This window comes from Maribacter confluentis, from assembly GCF_030505015.1.
Lineage (GTDB): Bacteria > Bacteroidota > Bacteroidia > Flavobacteriales > Flavobacteriaceae > Maribacter > Maribacter sedimenticola.
In genome coordinates this window covers 3572485-3590410 of record NZ_JAUKUC010000001.1, presented here as the reverse complement: position 1 = coordinate 3590410, position 17926 = coordinate 3572485, and the positions used below count along the sequence as shown (strand labels likewise).

The window sequence follows — 17926 nt, the reverse complement described above, 5'->3', positions numbered from 1 at the left end:
TAATTCAGTTGAGAATCTGCATCTTATTCTTATGGTCTTTCCTAATTTGGTCATGTACCAAAGATCACGCAGCTACTGACCCTTTGGAAAAAGCATTGACCTCTGACCACCCCAAAATTAGACTGGTCATGGATAGTGTTGATCGCTATGAGGTGCAAATAAAATACACCCAAATAGACCGCTTAAAGGATAGTATTGTATTTACGGATTTTGATTTTCAAGTACATGATAGTGTATATTTTTATCCGGCTAGCACCGTAAAACTACCAATAGCGGTTTTGGCCTTGGAAAGACTTCACCAAACGGACACCTTAACTGTATTGACCAAATATTATGTTGAGGGCGATACCATAGAAAGCACGGTTGCCCAGGATATTTCAGCAATTTTTGCCGTAAGCGATAATTTGGCCAACAACCGTTTGTTTGAACTGCTTGGCCAAAATGCAATTAATTCCTCCTTAAGCCAAAAGAATATAGGACCTGTGCGTATTTCGCATAGATTAGGGTACCATTCAGAAGATCTACGAACAAAACCCTTGGTCGTTTATTTAAATGACTCAACAACCGGTATGACGGTATCCTCTTACAACACCAACCCTGAGCCGTTGAAACTTCAAAACATCAAAAAAGGAATTGGTTACATGGCCAATGGTAAGCCAATAGAAGAGCCTTTTGATTTCAGTTTAAAAAATTATTTGCCAATTTCTTCGCTGCATTCAATTTTAAAACGAATCATATTTCCTGAACAATTTGACCCCAAAGAGCAATTTCATATCAGTGAACAACAACGTGAACTTTTATTGAACGCAATGTCTACCGTGCCCAGAAAGGTTGGCTATGACCAAAACACCTTTCATGACGGGTATTGCAAATTCTTTATGTATGGTGATAGCAATGAAGAAATTCCTACATCCTTAAATATATATAATAAAGTAGGCTTTGCTTATGGCACTGTGACAGATTGTGCCTATATTAAAGATACTGCCAATAATGTAGAATTTTTATTGACCGCTACACTTCTGGTTAATGAGGATGGCATATTTAATAATGACCATTATGAGTTTAATGAAATTGGCATACCCTTTCTAGCACAATTAGGTCGTGAAATTTATGACCTTGAGCTAAAAAGAAAAAAATAGTTACAATCTAGAATGAGAATACATGCAAGATAACGGCAATAAAACAAGGATAAACAAATACTTAAGTGAAGCAGGTTATTGTTCACGTAGGGCCGCAGACAAATTAATAGACCAAGGTAGGGTTACCATCAATGGAAAAATTCCTGAAATGGGCACCAAAATTGGCCCGGATGACGTGGTTAAGGTTGACGGTGAACTTATTAAAGAACCTAAAGGAAAAAATGTTTATTTGGCATTTAACAAACCTGTTGGCATTGTCTGTACAACAGATACCGGAGTAGAAAAAGATAATATCATTGACTTTATCAATTACCCCAAACGAATATTCCCTATCGGTAGACTGGACAAACCTAGTGAGGGACTTATATTTCTTACGGATGACGGCGATATTGTCAATAAGATACTACGTGCACGAAACAATCATGAAAAGGAATATTTAGTTACCGTGGACAAACCTATCACAAAGGATTTTTTGGTCAAAATGCGAAAGGGAATTCCAATCTTGGATACCATTACCAGGGAATGTGAGGTATTTGAGGTTAGCACTTATCAATTTCGTATTATTCTTACTCAAGGCCTTAATAGACAAATTAGGAGAATGTGCGAATACCTGGACTATAGGGTTAAAAAATTAAAGCGCATACGAATAATGAATGTACATTTGGACGTGCCCGTAGGCAAATGGAGAGACATTACGGAAGAAGAATTAAAGGAAATCAATAGATTGGTAAGCACTTCTTCAAAAACCTTTGACGGACAGTAATTCTAAAACCGACCGAAAAACTAGTCCATCTTCTTAAAACTGCAACAAAAGCGTGTTAAATAAGTATGCTATTTCACTGAAAAACATTATCTTATATAAAAATTACACTTAATTTTAAAGCACCATATATCATGTTTATTTCAAGAAAATTGGGCCATATTTTAGTTTGGATACTACTGGTGGCCACAGGCACTAATTATTTACAGGCACAGACAGTTAATTTTACCGAATATACGGGTGAAGTTTTAGATACCAATACTAACAAGGCCCTGGTCTTTGCCACCTTAAGTATTGAAGGTACAAATGTGAGTACTATAACCAATTCTGAAGGTGAGTTTGCACTTAAGGTTCCTATGGAATTTGAGGATCGTAATTTAATCGTCGCCTTTTTGGGTTACAAGACCAAAGAGTTTCCTATAGCGCAGTTAGAGACCAAAAAGAATAAAATTCTTATGGAAGAGTTTGCCATGGCACTTTCAGAAGCTCGCATAGATGCTCCAAATGATGCAGAAGCCTTGGTAAAAGAAGTCTTGGACAAAAAAGGCACGAACTACCTTAACGAAAATACGGTCATGACAGCATTTTATAGGGAAACAATTAAAAAAAGAAGAACCAATGTTAGTTTATCCGAAGCCGTTGTCAATATATACAAAGCACCTTACTCCTCTAACAAAAAAGATGCGCTGGAACTTTACAAAGCCAGAAAAAGCACCGACTATAGTAAATTGGATACAGTTGCCTTAAAACTGCAAGGCGGCCCTTTCAATACCTTGTTCGTTGATATGGTCAAATACCCAGATTATATATTTACGCCAGAAACATTGTCCTATTATGAATTCTCCTTTAATACCTCCACTAGGGTAAACGACCAACTTATCTATGTTATAGATTTTAAACAAAAGGAAGAAATCTTGGACCCACTTTATACGGGCAAACTGTACATAGATGCTGAAAATAAAATTTTGACCAGTGCCATTTACTCACTGAACATAACCGATAAAAGGTTGGCCTCACAGATGTTCGTACGCAGAAAGCCCAAAAATGCAGAGGTATGGCCTACAGATGTTTCCTATAGGGTAGATTATAGGGAAAAGAACGGCAAGTGGTACTATGGGTATAGTAACGTACTGTTAGAATTTAAGGTCAATTGGGACAAGCGCTTGTTCAACTCCGTTTACAGTATGAGCTGTGAAATGGCTATAACGGATTGGGAAGAAAATCTGGAGAACACAATACCAAAGACCAAGGATAGAATAAAATCATCTATAATTTTAAGCGATGAAGCCATAGGTTTTGCCGACCCAAATTTTTGGGGAGAATACAATATTATAGAACCGGAAAAATCTATTGAATCTGCCATAAAAAAAATACAAAGACAACTAAAAAGGGATAAGTCCAACTTAGAAAGCGCCTCAAAACCTTAAATAGAATAAATAAAAAGCCCCATCTGAATTCAGATGGGGCTTTTTAATTTTAAATACTTGAATTATTTAGGCATAACTACAGTATCAATAGCATGTATAACACCATTGCTAGCCGCTACATCTGCCATAATAACAGTTGCCATATTACCATTCGCATCTTTCAACATCACCTTATCACCACTCAAACTAAGGGTAATTGACCCCCCTTGTACTGTTTTTACGGAAAAAGCACCATTATTACCTTTAATAGCATTAATTACATCGCCTGCCTTATAGTTACCGGCAACCACGTGATATGTTAAAATTCCGGTTAATGCATCCTTACTTTCCGGTTTTAACAAATTATCGACTGTACCCATTGGCAATGCATCAAAAGCACTGTTGACCGGTGCAAAGACGGTAAAGGGTCCTTCACTATTTAGCGTTTCCACCAAATCTGCCGCTTTAACCGCCGCAACCAATGTTGTAAAATTTTCATTACCCGCTGCTACTCCAACAATTGTTTTAGACTGTGCATAAGAAGTAGAAATGAATAACATTAACGCACTAAAGATTGTAATTTTTAAAATTTTCATAGTTCTATTTTTTTTTAGATTGATGTAAATGTAACGCCTTACCCACCAATAAATTCTTAAAAATTGTTTAATATTTTTTATAATATGTTAAACATTATAAAGTTTCCGAAAGAACCTCTAATTAAATTATAATTTTATACAAGACTTCAAATTATTAATAAATGTTTAGTGCTTCATTTATATAAAAATCATATTTATCAATATACACATTACCAAATGAATAACCATTTAATAGAATAATTAAACATAATTATATAATTGAAAATCATATAATTAATAAAATAACGCCATAAAAAAAGCCCATCACGAGAATTTCGTAATGGACTCAGTAAATTACTTAAACCAATTTAATTTGCGACTTCGCTTATAAATTTTAAACGGTACAACCTTAGTTCTTCCTCTTCGTATTCTCCATCAAACTCCGTCATAGCCTCCTCTAGGTTATCGGTATCGGCTTCCAGAAAATACTCATGAATTTCTTCTTGTTGATCCTCATCCAAAACCTCATCTATCCAATAGTTCAAATTTAATTTGGTACCGCTAAATACAATTTGTTCCATTTCCTTGATGAGTTCAGGAATCTCCAGTCCTTTGGAGGATGCAATATCCGACAATGGTAGTTTACGATCTACGTTCTGAATAATATATAGTTTTAAAGCCGAGTTGACTCCAGTACTTTTTACAACTAGATCATCTGGACGAACAATATCGTTTTCCTCTACATACCCTTTGATAAAAGCGGTAAAGGGCTTTCCATATTTTCTGGCCTTACCCTCGCCAACGCCATGAACATTTAAAAGCTCCTCGTGCGACACAGGGTATTTCAAGGCCATATCTTCCAATGATGGGTCTTGGAAAACTACAAAGGGCGGCACCCCAAGTTTTTTGGCCTGGGCCTTTCTTAAATCCTTTAATTGTTTTAGTAAAATTTCATCCGCTATACCACCACCTTTTGCGGCACCTACAATAGCATTGTCATTTTCGGCATTGTATACATGATCTTTGGTCATCATAAACGAAACAGGATTTTCCAAATACTCCTTGCCGGCATCGGTCAAGTGTAACACACCATATTGCTCAATCTCCTTTCGCAATAAACCTGCCACTAAAGTTTGGCGTACCAATGCCATCCAGTAGCTCTTGTCCTTATCTGCGCCAATACCAAAGAAGTCCTTTTCATTGGTTTTATGAGATGATATAATGGCGTTGGTCTTACCACGAATGGCATTAACGATTTCCTTGGACTTAAACTTTTCACTAGTACCTTGTACCACTTTAAGTAATTTCAGTACATTGTCCTTGGCCTCTTCCTTTTCCTTGGGATTTTTGGTGTTATCGTCCATATCCGCTCCTTCTCCATTGACTTCATCAAACTCCTCACCAAAATAGTGTAGCATAAACTTACGTCTGGACATGGAAGTCTCAGCATACGCAACTACCTCTTGTAGCAACGCATTGCCAATTTCCTGTTCCGCCACAGGTTTACCGGACATGAATTTCTCTAATTTTTCAATATCCTTATAGGAATAATAGGCCAAGCAATGTCCTTCACCACCATCCCTTCCTGCCCTGCCGGTCTCTTGATAATAACTTTCTATACTTTTAGGGATATCATGATGAATGACGAATCTTACATCTGGTTTGTCTATACCCATACCAAAAGCTATGGTAGCCACCACCACCTCAACATCTTCCATTAAGAACATATCTTGGTATTTGGACCTTGTTTTGGCATCGAACCCGGCATGATATGGTACGGCGCTAATCCCATTAACCTGTAGTACCTGTGCCAATTCCTCAACCTTTTTACGGCTTAGGCAATAAATAATTCCAGATTTACCGGAATTCTGTTTAACGAACCTAATGATATCCGCTTCTATGTTTTCCGTTTTTGTACGGACCTCATAAAAAAGGTTGGGCCTGTTGAAGGAAGCCTTAAATAGTTTGGCCCCACCAATACCCAAGTTCTTGATAATATCTTCCTGTACCTTGGGGGTTGCCGTTGCCGTTAAGCCTATTATGGGTATATCTTCGCCCAGACGTTCCACAATGGATTTTAGGTTACGGTATTCCGGTCTAAAATCATGGCCCCACTCAGAGATACAATGTGCCTCATCAATGGCTACGAATGATATGACCACTGAACGCAGGAACTCAACGTTTTCTTCTTTGGTCAACGATTCCGGGGCCACATATAGCAGCTTAGTCCTACCTTCCGTTATATCTTGTTTTACTTGCTTTATTTCTCCTTTGTTCAATGAAGAATTAAGGACATGGGCTATACCATTTTCCGAAGAAATGCCACGAATGGCATCCACTTGGTTCTTCATTAATGCGATCAATGGGGAAACTATAATTGCCGTACCCTCTTGCATAAGGGCGGGTAATTGATAGCAAAGCGATTTACCACCACCGGTGGGCATGATTACAAACGTATTGTTACGTTTTAAAACATTTCTGATTACTTCTTCCTGAAGTCCTTTAAATTGGGAAAACCCGAAATACTTCTTTAATGATGCATGTAAATCGATATCATCAAATTCTTTACTGTCTGTCACATTTAACATTTAAGGGAGCACTACTTATTTTAAAACTCATAAGTGGTCAAAATTATTATAGACCAAGCTTGGTGATTCTAAATTCTTATGCGATAATCGGCATTTAAAATTAAGTTTGTTTAATTTTGTAATCTTAAAGATAACACATTCTTTTAGGATTACAATCCATAATTTGAATAATAGATTGATAGCTACGCACACCATTATTGACTTAGCGAAAAAAACCATTGAAACAGAGCGCGATGCTATTGCCCATCTTTCCGCACTGTTAACAGATGATTTTGCATTGGCCGTTAATTGTATTATTGAAGCAAAAGGACGTGTCATTATTTCCGGAATTGGAAAGAGTGCAATTGTGGCCACAAAGATAGTGGCTACTATGAACTCTACCGGCACTCCTGCAATATTTATGCATGCCGGAGACGCCATTCATGGTGATTTGGGTACCATTCAGGAAAACGATGTGGTTATCTGTATATCTAATAGTGGCAACACCCCAGAAATTAAAATGTTGGTCCCGCTGATTAAAAGGGGAACCAACAAATTGATAGCCATGACCGGCAACACCGATTCTTTTTTGGCCAAGCAGGCAGATTTTATCCTGAATACGTATGTGGAGCGAGAAGCTTGTCCTAACGGTCTGGCCCCAACCACAAGTACAACGGCCCAATTGGTCATGGGAGATGCACTTGCCATAGTATTATTGGAAATGAAAGGGTTTACAAGTACGGATTTTGCAAAGTACCACCCGGGCGGTTCATTGGGAAAACGATTATATTTAAGAGTTGCCGATCTAGTAGAAAAAAATCAAGTGCCACAAGTTCAAAAAAATGCCGAAGTAAAGGAGGTAATCGTTGAAATTTCCAAGAAAATGCTTGGGGTCACAGCGGTGCTCGATGGAGAAAAGGTTGTAGGCATCGTTACCGATGGTGATATAAGGCGCATGTTGAACAAGCATGATGTGATCAAAGGGTTAACGGCCGAAGAGATCATGACCCGCAACCCAAAAACCATTCCTGCGGACACTTTGGCCATAAAGGCCTTGGAGTTCATGCAAAAAAACGGCATATCCCAATTGTTGGCCATGAAGAATGAAACCTATGTTGGTGTCATCCATTTACATAATTTAATAAACGAAGGTATTTTATAATGGGTTCCAAAGCAGCAACGCCCCCTAACGAAATGTCATTTCTTGACCATCTGGAAGAGTTAAGATGGCATTTAATACGATCTACATTGGCGATCGTCATCATTGGCTCCGTAGCCTTTTTGATGAAAGATTTCATTTTTGATACGGTCATTTTCGGACCCAAGAAAATGGATTTCCCAACCTATCAGTTATTCTGTGACGTAGCCACTTATTTTGGTTTTGACTCTGCCTTCTGTGCAGAAAAGCTTCCTTTTACCATACAAAGCCGTTTAATGTCCGGACAGTTTTCGGCACACATCTGGACATCTATTTGGGCTGGCTTTATCATTGGTTTCCCATATGTACTTTATGAAATGTGGAAATTTATTAGTCCGGGATTATATGAGCAGGAACGAAAAAACTCAAGGGGTTTTATTTTAATAGCATCATTATTGTTTTTTCTAGGGGTTCTTTTTGGCTACTATGTAGTTGCCCCGCTATCCATTAATTTTTTAGGAACATATCAAGTAAGTGCCGAGGTTACGAATGAATTTGACTTGGCTTCCTATATTTCAACAGTTAGGGCTTCCGTTATTGCCTGTGGTATTCTATTTGAGCTCCCGATCATTATTTTCTTTTTGACCAAGGTGGGTCTGGTGACTCCGGATATTATGAGAAAATACAGGAAGATAGCCCTTGTTATCGTATTAATATTATCCGCCGTAATCACCCCTCCGGATGTTGCCAGCCAAATTATTGTGGCAATTCCGGTATTGATACTGTACCAAGTAAGTATTTATATATCTGCAATGGTGTTGAGAAAAGAACGAAAAAAAGCTGAAAAAGAAAAAAAGAAACATACCAATGTCAAACCAAATTGAAGAATTTAATGCCTATCGTTCCAAGATGAACGAGAAGCTGTTGGCGGACAACAATAAAATTGTAAAGCGCATATTTAATCTAGACACCAATGCTTTTGCTGCAGGGGCCTTAGATGTAAAGACCAAGGAATTATTGGGCCTTGTGGCCTCTACGGTCCTAAGGTGTGATGATTGTGTAAAATACCATCTGGAAAGTTCTTACAATGAAGGAGTTTCCAAAGAAGAGGTTATGGAAACTTTAGGTATTGCAACTTTAATAGGCGGCACCATAGTTATACCCCACCTAAGAAGGGCCTATGAATATTGGGAAGCGCTGGAACAGCAAAATGACAAGGTTAAATAATCCCTAAAATCTTTTCTAACCAAGCAATAACCAATAGATTTGAAACCATGAAGTTACGTGCCGATAATATAATGAAGTCATACCGGGGCAGAAGGGTGGTCAAAGGAATTTCACTAGAAGTCAACCAAGGGGAAATTGTTGGTCTTCTTGGTCCTAACGGTGCCGGTAAGACCACATCTTTTTATATGATCGTAGGGCTTATAAAACCCAATGGCGGCAGTATTTGGCTAGATGATATGGAAATCACCAAGTTCCCCATGTACAAGCGGGCACAAAATGGTATTGGGTATTTGGCGCAGGAAGCCTCGGTATTTAGAAAATTAAGTATCGAAAAAAATATTTTAAGCGTACTGCAATTGACCAAACTAAGCAAAAAAGAGCAGCACATGAAAATGGAGTCGCTCATAGAAGAATTTGGTCTGGGCCATATACGAAAGAATCGCGGTGACCTATTATCCGGTGGTGAGCGTAGAAGAACAGAAATTGCACGGGCCCTAGCCACTGACCCCAAATTTATTTTATTGGATGAACCTTTTGCCGGGGTAGATCCCGTTGCCGTGGAGGATATTCAACGTATTGTGGCTCAACTTAAGGACAAAAACATTGGAATTCTAATCACCGATCATAATGTACAGGAAACCTTGGCCATTACGGAACGCTCCTATTTAATGTTTGAAGGTGGCATTTTGAAATCCGGCATACCGGAAGATTTAGCTGCGGATGAAATGGTAAGAAAAGTTTATTTAGGACAAAATTTTGAGCTTCGTAAAAAGAAACTTGATTTTTAAGCCTTTTCCGTTACAACTTACCCCCCCCTTAACCAGAGGAAACTTGTCCTGAAATTACTTATTAATTATTGACAAGTAGTAATTAATCTTAAATTTTGAAGCTCCTTGTATTCTTGCATGGGCAGTAATTTTAGTCCGTTCAAGGTAATTGAGGTAATTTGAAAAATGCTTACAGGTTCTTTTTCCTCTAAATTTAACACAATAAAAGCGTTACCCTCTATTTTGCGTACAAACCAATAACCAGTATTTTCTTTATCTTGGTTAAGCAAACTATAGTTTACCCCTTTACTATTAACATGCCCACCATCATCGTAAGGTTGATTTATAAATTTTAAATCTACACCGTATACAGGATTGCATTGCTGATCTATGATAATGTCCGTGATATCATTTTCGTTCCAACCTATAGGATGTGATAAATCCAGTTGTTTTAATGTAAATTTGGTGTTTTTTGAACCTTGTACCTCAAGAGTGTTGTTCTTTGTCATTTTATAAACCAATTTTCCCTTTTTACCTTTTGCCTTTATTCTAGCTTTTTTTGGATTATATGGCAATGGAATACGCTGCTTTTGTGTCAAAATCACTTATGACCCTGGTGTCAAAATCAATCATCATTCGAGAATTTCTCAGCATATTGGTATTGGTTTTCCTTACATACCCGCCATTATCCACTAACCAAGTTCCCCTTATCTCTTGGGCCCTGCAAGGCAGTACAATTACAAGCAAAAGAAGTAGGCCTAGGATACGGGTTATCATTCAAAATATTATTTAGTAATTAGGAATATAAAGTGTTAAAATATATTCCATGGGTTAAAATTCATACAAAAACACTGTAGGAACACAATTGCCATAGCACTTATAATGAACACTTTAGAAAACAAAATTTATTCTATACAAAAAAAAGAAAACTATCCAATTAATTGTGAACACCCAGTAAAACATTACTCTAAATTTTAAAAATCCAATTAGAAAATTTCTAGTGATTAATCGTTTAGGTAATTAATACAGGATAAATTTAGAACTTAAGACCAGGGCTGATATTATTAGACATTTCCATAGCGCTTTAAATTATATATACCCCACCCTAAGAAAAGAAGCTCTAAAAAAAGTGCCGGTGTAAAGGGTGTTGAAATACCATCTAAAAAAGTGCTTATAATTCGGCCAAATGAGATTCCGCCCATAAAAAGCACATTGCAAAGGGTTGCACTATACCAAATTTTAGTACTGTATGCACCTATAAGCCAAAAAACTCCGATTCCCACGTATATTCCCATTATAGCCCGTAACATATTCATCAACTCTAAGGACTCTACCTCATAATCTAGAATTAACGGTATTAAAACCGTAGGGTGCCCACCATATACCAAGCCTGCTATAATAACAATTATGCCTGACAATAATAGATTTAGGTGTTTAGGTAGTTTCATTAGCCTTTTTACCATATAGTTGAACATATTTATATGCGGCTATTGCACCAAGAAAGGAAAATAAGGCTAGCATCCAAAATACATGTTGATGGCCTTGCAGTCCTGGGGAAGCATCCAACAAATAACCCATTGCAGCACCTGCAAATATATCTGGGGTATACCCTATTAAAGAAATTAGGCCTACGGCAGTACCGGTAAAAATCAGTGGTATCTTACCGCTTTGCATGACTGCAAAATATAATGCCCTTGCAGCGTAAACACCAATGGCCACTATGAGTATTGAAATTAAAAATAAGATATACGGAATATTTTCTACGACTCCCAATGCAAACACGATCGAGCCGACAAACGCAATTATGAAACTCAGGAACAACCATACACTAGGTTTGGATCGGTCTGACAAAACACCAATAACAATACCAACTACAGGTCTAGCAAATAGTAAAAAAGTACCTACCTGTGCTGACCCAACTTGATCTAAATGCATAACATCTTGTGCATAAAGTGAAAAGACGTCGGTAATTTTATAACCAACATACGCGCAGAGAATAATTACCATTAATAAAATTACCGATGGCAAGCGTAATACCTGACCTATTTGAGATACGGTAATTTCCTCAACCACAATATCCTGCTCATTTAAATTGGGCAGTTTCATGAACAACAATACCAATACACCAACTAGTGCAACAAGGGCGGATGATGATAAAATTACATATCTAAAAGCAAACCTACTTTCCTGTAAGGATGCAACTTCTAAATCGGTATGTAGAAAAAAAGAAAAAACGGCAACCCCTAATGTACCAAAAAGTGCACCTACCAAGCCCCTGCCACCATCTAATAACCCAAAAGCCTTACCTTGAGCGTTCACTCCTCCCCAAACACGAGTGGCCTTTATCATGGGCGACCAAAAAAGAAATATTGTAGTAAAACCCCAAAATCCATATAAAATTTGAAGTGTTGCATAGTGTGGAAAAGTGGCAAAAACCAATCCTCCTAACGCCGTAAGCCATAGTGCCATTGCAATTAACTTTCTTGGCGGGTATTTATCCGCCAAGGGCCCACCAAAAAAATAGGAGAGCAAAGCCACAAAACCATACACCGAAAAACACAGTCCCAATGCCACGTTGTCCAATTCAAACACTTTAAGGACTGTTGGTCTAAAAACACGTTGTAAAACAAAAGGGAGAATAAAAACACTCTCGCCTGCCAAGATTAGCAATACCAAATAATACCAAGGTGCTTGTTTTGTAGCTGTCATTTCTGGATTATTGGAATCCAAATTTCCTCTTTGGATGTAGGGTCGTTATGTTTATAGGCATCTCCCAAGACCTCAAAATGAGGTCTATCATCTAATCTATACATGGAATTAGGGACCCATTCCCCATAGATGTATTGAAATATACCAGCGTCTCTACTGGAACCCACATAATCAAAAACCGCATATAAATCAGCTGGTATGGTTAAATAATGCATGTTAAGAGGAATATGATTCAATGTTGACACCTCAACACATGCCCATTTTGTAAATGTATTATTAGGGTCAAAATCATCAAAATATCCTGGAGGATACAATTGTAGCGATATAAACTCAGCGGAATTCCTACTCGATATCTCACCCGCCCTTGACCTTAGAGTTCTCCAAAGCTCGCCGGTTTTATTGTTTATGATACTCATATCCGCAGAAATACCGACAACCAATTTTTCCTTAAACTGCAATATTCTTGGTTCCATTTATTTACGTTTTAGTATATCAATTTCAAACAAACAGGCGGGCCCTTCCTTATAATGAGGCGGCAGTTCATCTACATTATCCAATTCAAACATACCCAAAAAGTCAAAACCTGCAGTTGTATAGTGGCGTATTAAACCATTGTTCTCTCCAATTGTATCTAACCGTATATATCTTTTTTGCTTTAATGCAGCATACTTTTTGGCCCAATTGACAATGGAACCTACAAAATTTCTCCCTCTAAATTCTGGATTGGTGGCAATACGGTGAATGTAAATAGCAGTATCAGCATTTCTAGCTCCCCAAATTTGAGGGTCGGAAAAAGTTATGGCCCAAATACAGGCTATTGTATTATCGATTAAAAGCTTAAACTGTCTTTTTTGATCAATCTCTTGGACTACCATTGTACGGTCAAATTCTGACCAGACCACAACCTCTTGCTTAGAACGTTGAAAATCAGAAGCAATGCGGTACAGTTTAAATATTTCCTCAATATCCAGAAGATTTGATTTCTTAATAACCATGGAAATATAGTTTAGTTGTTTCTTACTTAAAAACCAAAATTATACTACTAAAAGACCTTGAGCGAATAACCTTCTAATTGGCTTGGAATACCAAAATAGTTCAAAATCACTGGATTGAAGTTCAAAATCCGCTTTTACTTGCTTAAAGGTCATTGCATTGCGTTGTGGTGTAATTCTGTTTAAAAGGTCATATAACCAGTGCCCATGAACCCTATCTACGGTTATCTCAAAAACATTGGTTTTTGTATGAAATTTTAATGTCAACATTTCCCAAATCTTTCCTTTTTTGGACTTTATCGTTTGGGTACAAATAGGTGACGATCCCAGCCATACAATTCTAGCCGTAGGTCTGGTTTTAAAGACAGTATCCTCCTGCAAACAGTTATAAATATAATCCGGTTGTATGGTCGTTACCGGCAACTCTACATCAAACCACTCCTGCAACGGCATGTCAAAGCCTATACCATGCATAAAATTGAACAATGATTTTTTTAATCCAAAGCTAAATTGTGCATGGTCAATACCTGTACCATCCACAAATTCGATATCATTATTGGCGAAAGTAATCTTTTTTAGATCCGGAACAACACCAAAGTCTTTTGGTCGTAGACCTACCGGACTGTGGGCCGTTAAAGCGAATTGATGCCAAAACCCTGATTGAATAATTCCCAATTCAAATAACTGCCTTACCATTTCCAAGCTGTCAACGGTTTCCTGAACGGTCTGTGTAGGATAGCCATACATTAAATAAGAATGGACCATAATATTGGCTTCGGTAAAATTACGTGTCACTTGGGCAACCTGAGCCACCGTTACACCTTTATCGATAAGCTGCAACAACCGGTCAGAAGCTACCTCTAAACCACCGGAAACGGCAATACAACCCGATGCTTTCAAAAGAAAACAAAGGTCCTGGGTAAAGTTTTTCTCAAAACGAATATTGGTCCACCATGTAATGGTCAATTTACGCTTTAAAATTTCCATGGCCAACGCCTTCATCAACGATGGCGGAGCGGCCTCGTCCACAAAATGAAAACCGGTTTCTCCTGTCTGGGCAATTATGGCCTCTATTCTATCTACCAACAAGCTGGCGGCTAGAGGCTCATATACTTTAATATAATCCAACGATATATCACAGAAGGTACACTTGCCCCAATAACAACCATGTGCCATGGTCAATTTATTCCAACGACCATCACTCCATAAACTATGCATTGGATTGGCTATTTCTATTACGGATATATATTGGTCTAACAGAAGGTCCGTATAATCCGGTGTACCTACATCTTGCAGCTTATAATCCGATCTGGTACTATTGTTCCTATAGACAATAGCATCATTTTCCAAAATAAAGGTCCGTTTTAGCTCCCCTACTCCATTTAGCACAAACCCATATATAAGTTCTAAAGGAAGCTCTCCGTCATCCAAGGAAATAAAATCAACAAATTCAAATACCCTTTCATCGGTTACGCTACGTAACTCCGTATTTGGGAAACCGCCACCCATGGCAATCTTTATATCGGGAAAATTCCTTTTAATAAATTGGGCGCAGCGAAAAGCACTATATAAGTTTCCAGGGAAAGGAACTGAAAAGCATACCAACTTGGGTTCGTGTTGTATTAACCTTTGCTTCAATATGGATAAGGTCATATCATCTATGAAGGTAGGCTCGGCATTTAGATGTTCATAGAGTTCGTCAAAAGAATTTGCGCTACGTCCCAATTTTTCCGCATATCTACTAAAACCAAAATTAGGGTCTACACATTCCACCAAAAAATCTGACAGATCCTCTAGATACAATGTTGCCAAATGTTTGGCCTTGTCCTGCATGCCCATATTCCCAAAGGCCCATTCCAAATCGTCCAATTGCTGAAAACGAGAAGCGCGCGGCAAAAAATTATCGGTACATAACTGCCTGGCCAACGTATGGTTCTTGCCCTGCAAAAATAATAGTACCTGATCCAGGGTTTGTAGGTATTGCTCACGTAACTGATATATTCGTTGACAATTTTCCGAAACTATGGATTGTTCTTCATACGCCTTTTCAAAAAGATGTTGAAACGTACCCCTATTGAATAATTTTAAAATGACCTCTATACCTAAATCTGATTGAAACGATGTAATCTGTTTCGTATTCAAAAAACCTTTAATATATGCCGTAGCGGGATATGGCGTATTTAATTGGGTAAACGGAGGAGTTATTAATAAGAGGTCTTTCACTAGGTAATTTTAAAGGAATATTGCAAAGATAATGGTTACCGGACTGATTATCCTTCATTTAGATTTTCGCGTACCGCTTGTTGATATGCCCTAGGGTTATTGGCCTTTTTGATTCTTTTAAATGTTTTGTGCGGATTGGAGAAAGATTGGGAAAAATATTCCCAAAAGCCTTGCATTTTCATTTTTATCGGGGTTGGACCTGATAGCGCTTCATCGTACTGTTGATAGATAGTATCATGAAATTCGGAAAAAATCTTCCATCTATCCTTTGGATATTCCGTTGTATCGTTCTTAATCATACTCGGTAAAAACGGGTCTGCAATTAACCCCCTGCCGATCATAAAGTGGTCAATACCAGGAAAGCGTTCTTTCATCTCCCTAAATTTTGCCACCGATGTAATATCCCCGTTATAATATAGTTTATGGCGGGTATTGTCTATACACTTTTGAAACGCTTCTAAATCTACTCCGCCTTTATACAATTGTTTGCCTATACGCGCGTGTATTGCAATATTTTTTAATGGGTATTTATCCAATATAGGAAATACGTCTAATATTTCTTGGGCATGCTCATAGCCCATCCTCATCTTCATGGAAACCGTTACATCCGTTTCTTCATGCGTACGTTTCAGGATTTGGTCTATTTTTCCTGGATCACATATGAGTCCGCTTCCCATTCCCTGTTTAGTCACCATAGGATAAGGACAACCTAAATTCCAATTCAGTTCCTTGTATCCCAAACTTTGAATATAATTTACAACAAATAAAAATTCGTCGGCATCATTCGTCATAACCTGAGGGATTACCTCTAGGGTTGTATTGTTATGCGGTTGTATATCTTTTTGATAGGAGTTTTTAATGATCAACTTTCCGTTTAAGCGTATGTAGGGTGCGTAAAACGTATCTACACCTCCAAAATACCGATGAAAGGCGTTCCTAAACCTAAAATCGGTAAAGCCTTGTAACGGGGACGATAAAAGGGTAATGTCTTTCAATTATGCCCGATCGTTTAATACGCTTGCCGTAACCAATAATTGACCTATATGACGTTGACAATGTTCTGCGGCATGGAACAACAGTCCCAAAACAGTAGTAGGTAATTTTTTTCTGCCAACGGTTCTTCTTTCACTTAGGGTTTCTTCAGGTAAGCTTTTAAAATACTCCAAAGCTTCCTCTACCTTACGGGAAAATTGTTCCTGTAAAAAAGTAACTTCGGTTTGTAGATTAAATGTACCCTCATGTTTTAGGAAATTAAATTGTTCCTCAGATAACGATTCTCCTTTGGCATAGGTCAACAACCGGTCTAAGACTCCTGTCATATGGTTCATATGAAAACCTACCGAAGCCCTTCCGCTAGCCTTGGCCCACAATAATTCCTTTGGGAAATTGTCCGTATATTTCCTTAATTCCCTTTCTGATTGCAACAACGCATGTGCTGCGGGTTGCAATGTACCGGGTATACTAGGGATTGGCCCACTTAACCAAAATTCTAAACTATCATCTTCCATAATCAACTATGCTTTTGGGGAATATTATATTACTCTTTTCTACCTTTTAAAATTTGTCCTGCACAAAGGAACTTACTATGTAAAACAGGATAATTACAGGAATAGCCATATAATGCATGGTTACGATTAAAACAATACTGATAATTATAAAGATATATCGCATAGCATTATCCTTAAAGCTGGTATTCTTAAATTTTAGCGCAAATAACGGTAAACTAAAATTTAATAGGTATGCGCTTAACAGGGTAAGTACGATCAAAAACCATTGGTTAAGAATAATACCATTTATAATATCATTATTTTGATATAGAAGTATTAACGGTAAGGAAAGTATAAGCAATGCATTTGCCGGGGTAGGCAAACCTATAAATGATGAGGTTTGGTTTTCATCTATATTAAATTTAGCCAAACGGTAGCCGGAGGCCATTGTCACTATGAATCCAAAAAAGGGCAATAAATGCATGAGCTTTAATTGTCCTTCTTCCATAAAAAAGTGAGAACCATCTCCCCACCCATCTGTTTGGGACATGGCCAATAGCTGAAACATGACAATACCGGGCACCAAACCACTGGTAATCATATCTGCCAATGAATCTAGCTGTAATCCTAATTCACTCTTTACGTTAAGAACCCTTGCTGCCAATCCGTCAAAGAAATCAAAGAAAATGCCCAATGCAACGAATATTGCAGCAATTTCCAAGCGATTCATCACGGCAAAAATTGTGGCAACACAACCGCAGAAGACATTTAAAAGTGTTATAAAATTAGGGATATGTTTTTTCATAAGAATCTTAGTTAGGTACACTTTAAAACCATGTTGGCAACAGGGAGCAAAATATGCGCTATAAAAATAACATAATTCTAATGGATCATAGATGTAATATATGAAAGTAAAATTATGAGCCCATTAGACAA

Annotated in this window: 19 protein-coding genes; 7 read left to right on the top strand and 12 right to left on the bottom strand. The window is 37.7% G+C overall.

Annotated features, from left to right (window positions below):
* Positions 1 to 8: 8 nt before the first annotated feature.
* The 3 genes from Q2T41_RS15765 to Q2T41_RS15755 all read left to right on the top strand — a co-directional run bounded on the left by Q2T41_RS15765 (position 9) and on the right by Q2T41_RS15755 (position 3326).
* Positions 9 to 1139, top strand: a complete 1131-nt coding sequence (locus tag Q2T41_RS15765) for a serine hydrolase (RefSeq protein WP_304436863.1) — start codon at positions 9 to 11, stop codon at positions 1137 to 1139.
* A 22-nt stretch (positions 1140 to 1161) separates the two neighbouring features.
* Positions 1162 to 1902 (top strand): 23S rRNA pseudouridine(2604) synthase RluF, encoded by a 741-nt coding sequence (gene rluF, locus Q2T41_RS15760; RefSeq protein ID WP_304436862.1) that lies wholly within the window; start codon positions 1162 to 1164, stop codon positions 1900 to 1902.
* Positions 1903 to 2033: 131 nt separating this feature from the next.
* On the top strand, positions 2034 to 3326 hold the full coding sequence (locus Q2T41_RS15755) for a carboxypeptidase-like regulatory domain-containing protein (RefSeq protein ID WP_304436861.1): 1293 nt from the start codon (positions 2034 to 2036) through the stop codon (positions 3324 to 3326).
* A 62-nt stretch (positions 3327 to 3388) separates the two neighbouring features.
* Here the strand turns inward: Q2T41_RS15755 and Q2T41_RS15750 are convergent, their stop codons facing one another.
* Both Q2T41_RS15750 and Q2T41_RS15745 read right to left on the bottom strand, forming a co-directional pair.
* On the bottom strand, positions 3389 to 3865 hold the full coding sequence (locus Q2T41_RS15750; protein WP_304436860.1) for a fasciclin domain-containing protein: 477 nt from the start codon (positions 3863 to 3865) through the stop codon (positions 3389 to 3391).
* 383 nt (positions 3866 to 4248) lie between these two features.
* Positions 4249 to 6459, bottom strand: a complete 2211-nt coding sequence (locus Q2T41_RS15745; protein ID WP_304436859.1) for a RecQ family ATP-dependent DNA helicase — start codon at positions 6457 to 6459, stop codon at positions 4249 to 4251.
* A 172-nt stretch (positions 6460 to 6631) separates the two neighbouring features.
* Here Q2T41_RS15745 and Q2T41_RS15740 point away from each other — a divergent pair, with 172 nt between their 5' ends.
* From Q2T41_RS15740 to lptB, 4 genes are read left to right on the top strand one after another with little or no spacing between them, the layout of a single operon-like run.
* Positions 6632 to 7609: a KpsF/GutQ family sugar-phosphate isomerase gene (locus Q2T41_RS15740; protein WP_304436858.1), complete on the top strand. Its 978-nt coding sequence runs from the start codon at positions 6632 to 6634 to the stop codon at positions 7607 to 7609.
* Positions 7609 to 8469, top strand: a complete 861-nt coding sequence (gene tatC / locus Q2T41_RS15735) for a twin-arginine translocase subunit TatC (protein ID WP_089262048.1) — start codon at positions 7609 to 7611, stop codon at positions 8467 to 8469. Before Q2T41_RS15740 ends, tatC begins: the two co-directional genes overlap by 1 nt.
* Positions 8453 to 8812, top strand: a complete 360-nt coding sequence (locus Q2T41_RS15730) for a carboxymuconolactone decarboxylase family protein (RefSeq protein ID WP_089262050.1) — start codon at positions 8453 to 8455, stop codon at positions 8810 to 8812. Before tatC ends, Q2T41_RS15730 begins: the two co-directional genes overlap by 17 nt.
* Positions 8813 to 8859: 47 nt before the next feature.
* Positions 8860 to 9600: an LPS export ABC transporter ATP-binding protein gene (gene lptB / locus Q2T41_RS15725; RefSeq protein ID WP_144805310.1), complete on the top strand. Its 741-nt coding sequence runs from the start codon at positions 8860 to 8862 to the stop codon at positions 9598 to 9600.
* Positions 9601 to 9665: 65 nt separating this feature from the next.
* On the opposite strand, the gene Q2T41_RS15720 is transcribed toward lptB, so the two are convergent.
* The 10 genes from Q2T41_RS15720 to Q2T41_RS15675 all read right to left on the bottom strand — a co-directional run bounded on the left by Q2T41_RS15720 (position 9666) and on the right by Q2T41_RS15675 (position 17795).
* Positions 9666 to 10088, bottom strand: a complete 423-nt coding sequence (locus Q2T41_RS15720; RefSeq protein ID WP_304436857.1) for a hypothetical protein — start codon at positions 10086 to 10088, stop codon at positions 9666 to 9668.
* A 55-nt stretch (positions 10089 to 10143) separates the two neighbouring features.
* Positions 10144 to 10356 carry a hypothetical protein gene (locus Q2T41_RS15715; RefSeq protein ID WP_304436856.1) on the bottom strand — a complete coding sequence of 71 codons (213 nt, stop codon included), beginning with the start codon at positions 10354 to 10356 and terminating at the stop codon, positions 10144 to 10146.
* 287 nt (positions 10357 to 10643) lie between these two features.
* Complete coding sequence (locus tag Q2T41_RS15710; RefSeq protein ID WP_304436855.1) at positions 10644 to 11027, bottom strand: DUF4345 domain-containing protein; 384 nt, start codon at positions 11025 to 11027, stop codon at positions 10644 to 10646.
* On the bottom strand, positions 11014 to 12288 hold the full coding sequence (locus Q2T41_RS15705; protein ID WP_304437463.1) for an MFS transporter: 1275 nt from the start codon (positions 12286 to 12288) through the stop codon (positions 11014 to 11016). The genes Q2T41_RS15710 and Q2T41_RS15705 overlap by 14 nt, the downstream gene beginning before the upstream one ends.
* Entirely contained in the window at positions 12285 to 12761 is a 477-nt protein-coding gene (locus tag Q2T41_RS15700) for a GyrI-like domain-containing protein (protein ID WP_304436854.1), read from the bottom strand. Before Q2T41_RS15700 ends, Q2T41_RS15705 begins: the two co-directional genes overlap by 4 nt.
* Complete coding sequence (locus tag Q2T41_RS15695; RefSeq protein WP_304436853.1) at positions 12762 to 13283, bottom strand: GNAT family N-acetyltransferase; 522 nt, start codon at positions 13281 to 13283, stop codon at positions 12762 to 12764. It abuts the gene before it with no gap.
* Between the two features lie 39 nt (positions 13284 to 13322).
* Entirely contained in the window at positions 13323 to 15503 is a 2181-nt protein-coding gene (locus tag Q2T41_RS15690) for a B12-binding domain-containing radical SAM protein (RefSeq protein WP_304436852.1), read from the bottom strand.
* A gap of 47 nt (positions 15504 to 15550) precedes the next feature.
* On the bottom strand, positions 15551 to 16498 hold the full coding sequence (locus tag Q2T41_RS15685; protein ID WP_304436851.1) for a tRNA dihydrouridine synthase: 948 nt from the start codon (positions 16496 to 16498) through the stop codon (positions 15551 to 15553).
* Positions 16499 to 17011: a DinB family protein gene (locus Q2T41_RS15680; protein WP_304436850.1), complete on the bottom strand. Its 513-nt coding sequence runs from the start codon at positions 17009 to 17011 to the stop codon at positions 16499 to 16501.
* A gap of 46 nt (positions 17012 to 17057) precedes the next feature.
* Positions 17058 to 17795 carry a CDP-alcohol phosphatidyltransferase family protein gene (locus Q2T41_RS15675; protein WP_304436849.1) on the bottom strand — a complete coding sequence of 246 codons (738 nt, stop codon included), beginning with the start codon at positions 17793 to 17795 and terminating at the stop codon, positions 17058 to 17060.
* Between the last annotated feature and the right edge of the window lie 131 nt (positions 17796 to 17926).

Excerpts from the sequence above, each read along its gene's own strand:
- rluF (WP_304436862.1), top strand. The coding sequence starts at position 1,162 with ATGCAAGATAACGGCAATAAAACAAGGATAAACAAATACTTAAGTGAA.
- Q2T41_RS15755 (WP_304436861.1), top strand. The coding sequence starts at position 2,034 with ATGTTTATTTCAAGAAAATTGGGCCATATTTTAGTTTGGATACTACTG.
- Q2T41_RS15750 (WP_304436860.1), bottom strand. The coding sequence starts at position 3,865 with ATGTTATTCATTTCTACTTCTTATGCACAGTCTAAAACAATTGTTGGA.
- tatC (WP_089262048.1), top strand. The coding sequence starts at position 7,609 with ATGGGTTCCAAAGCAGCAACGCCCCCTAACGAAATGTCATTTCTTGAC.
- Q2T41_RS15730 (WP_089262050.1), top strand. The coding sequence starts at position 8,453 with ATGTCAAACCAAATTGAAGAATTTAATGCCTATCGTTCCAAGATGAAC.
- lptB (WP_144805310.1), top strand. The coding sequence starts at position 8,860 with ATGAAGTTACGTGCCGATAATATAATGAAGTCATACCGGGGCAGAAGG.
- Q2T41_RS15720 (WP_304436857.1), bottom strand. The coding sequence starts at position 10,088 with ATGACAAAGAACAACACTCTTGAGGTACAAGGTTCAAAAAACACCAAA.
- Q2T41_RS15715 (WP_304436856.1), bottom strand. The coding sequence starts at position 10,356 with ATGATAACCCGTATCCTAGGCCTACTTCTTTTGCTTGTAATTGTACTG.
- Q2T41_RS15710 (WP_304436855.1), bottom strand. The coding sequence starts at position 11,027 with ATGAAACTACCTAAACACCTAAATCTATTATTGTCAGGCATAATTGTT.
- Q2T41_RS15705 (WP_304437463.1), bottom strand. The coding sequence starts at position 12,288 with ATGACAGCTACAAAACAAGCACCTTGGTATTATTTGGTATTGCTAATC.
- Q2T41_RS15700 (WP_304436854.1), bottom strand. The coding sequence starts at position 12,761 with ATGGAACCAAGAATATTGCAGTTTAAGGAAAAATTGGTTGTCGGTATT.
- Q2T41_RS15695 (WP_304436853.1), bottom strand. The coding sequence starts at position 13,283 with ATGGTTATTAAGAAATCAAATCTTCTGGATATTGAGGAAATATTTAAA.
- Q2T41_RS15680 (WP_304436850.1), bottom strand. The coding sequence starts at position 17,011 with ATGGAAGATGATAGTTTAGAATTTTGGTTAAGTGGGCCAATCCCTAGT.
- Q2T41_RS15675 (WP_304436849.1), bottom strand. The coding sequence starts at position 17,795 with ATGAAAAAACATATCCCTAATTTTATAACACTTTTAAATGTCTTCTGC.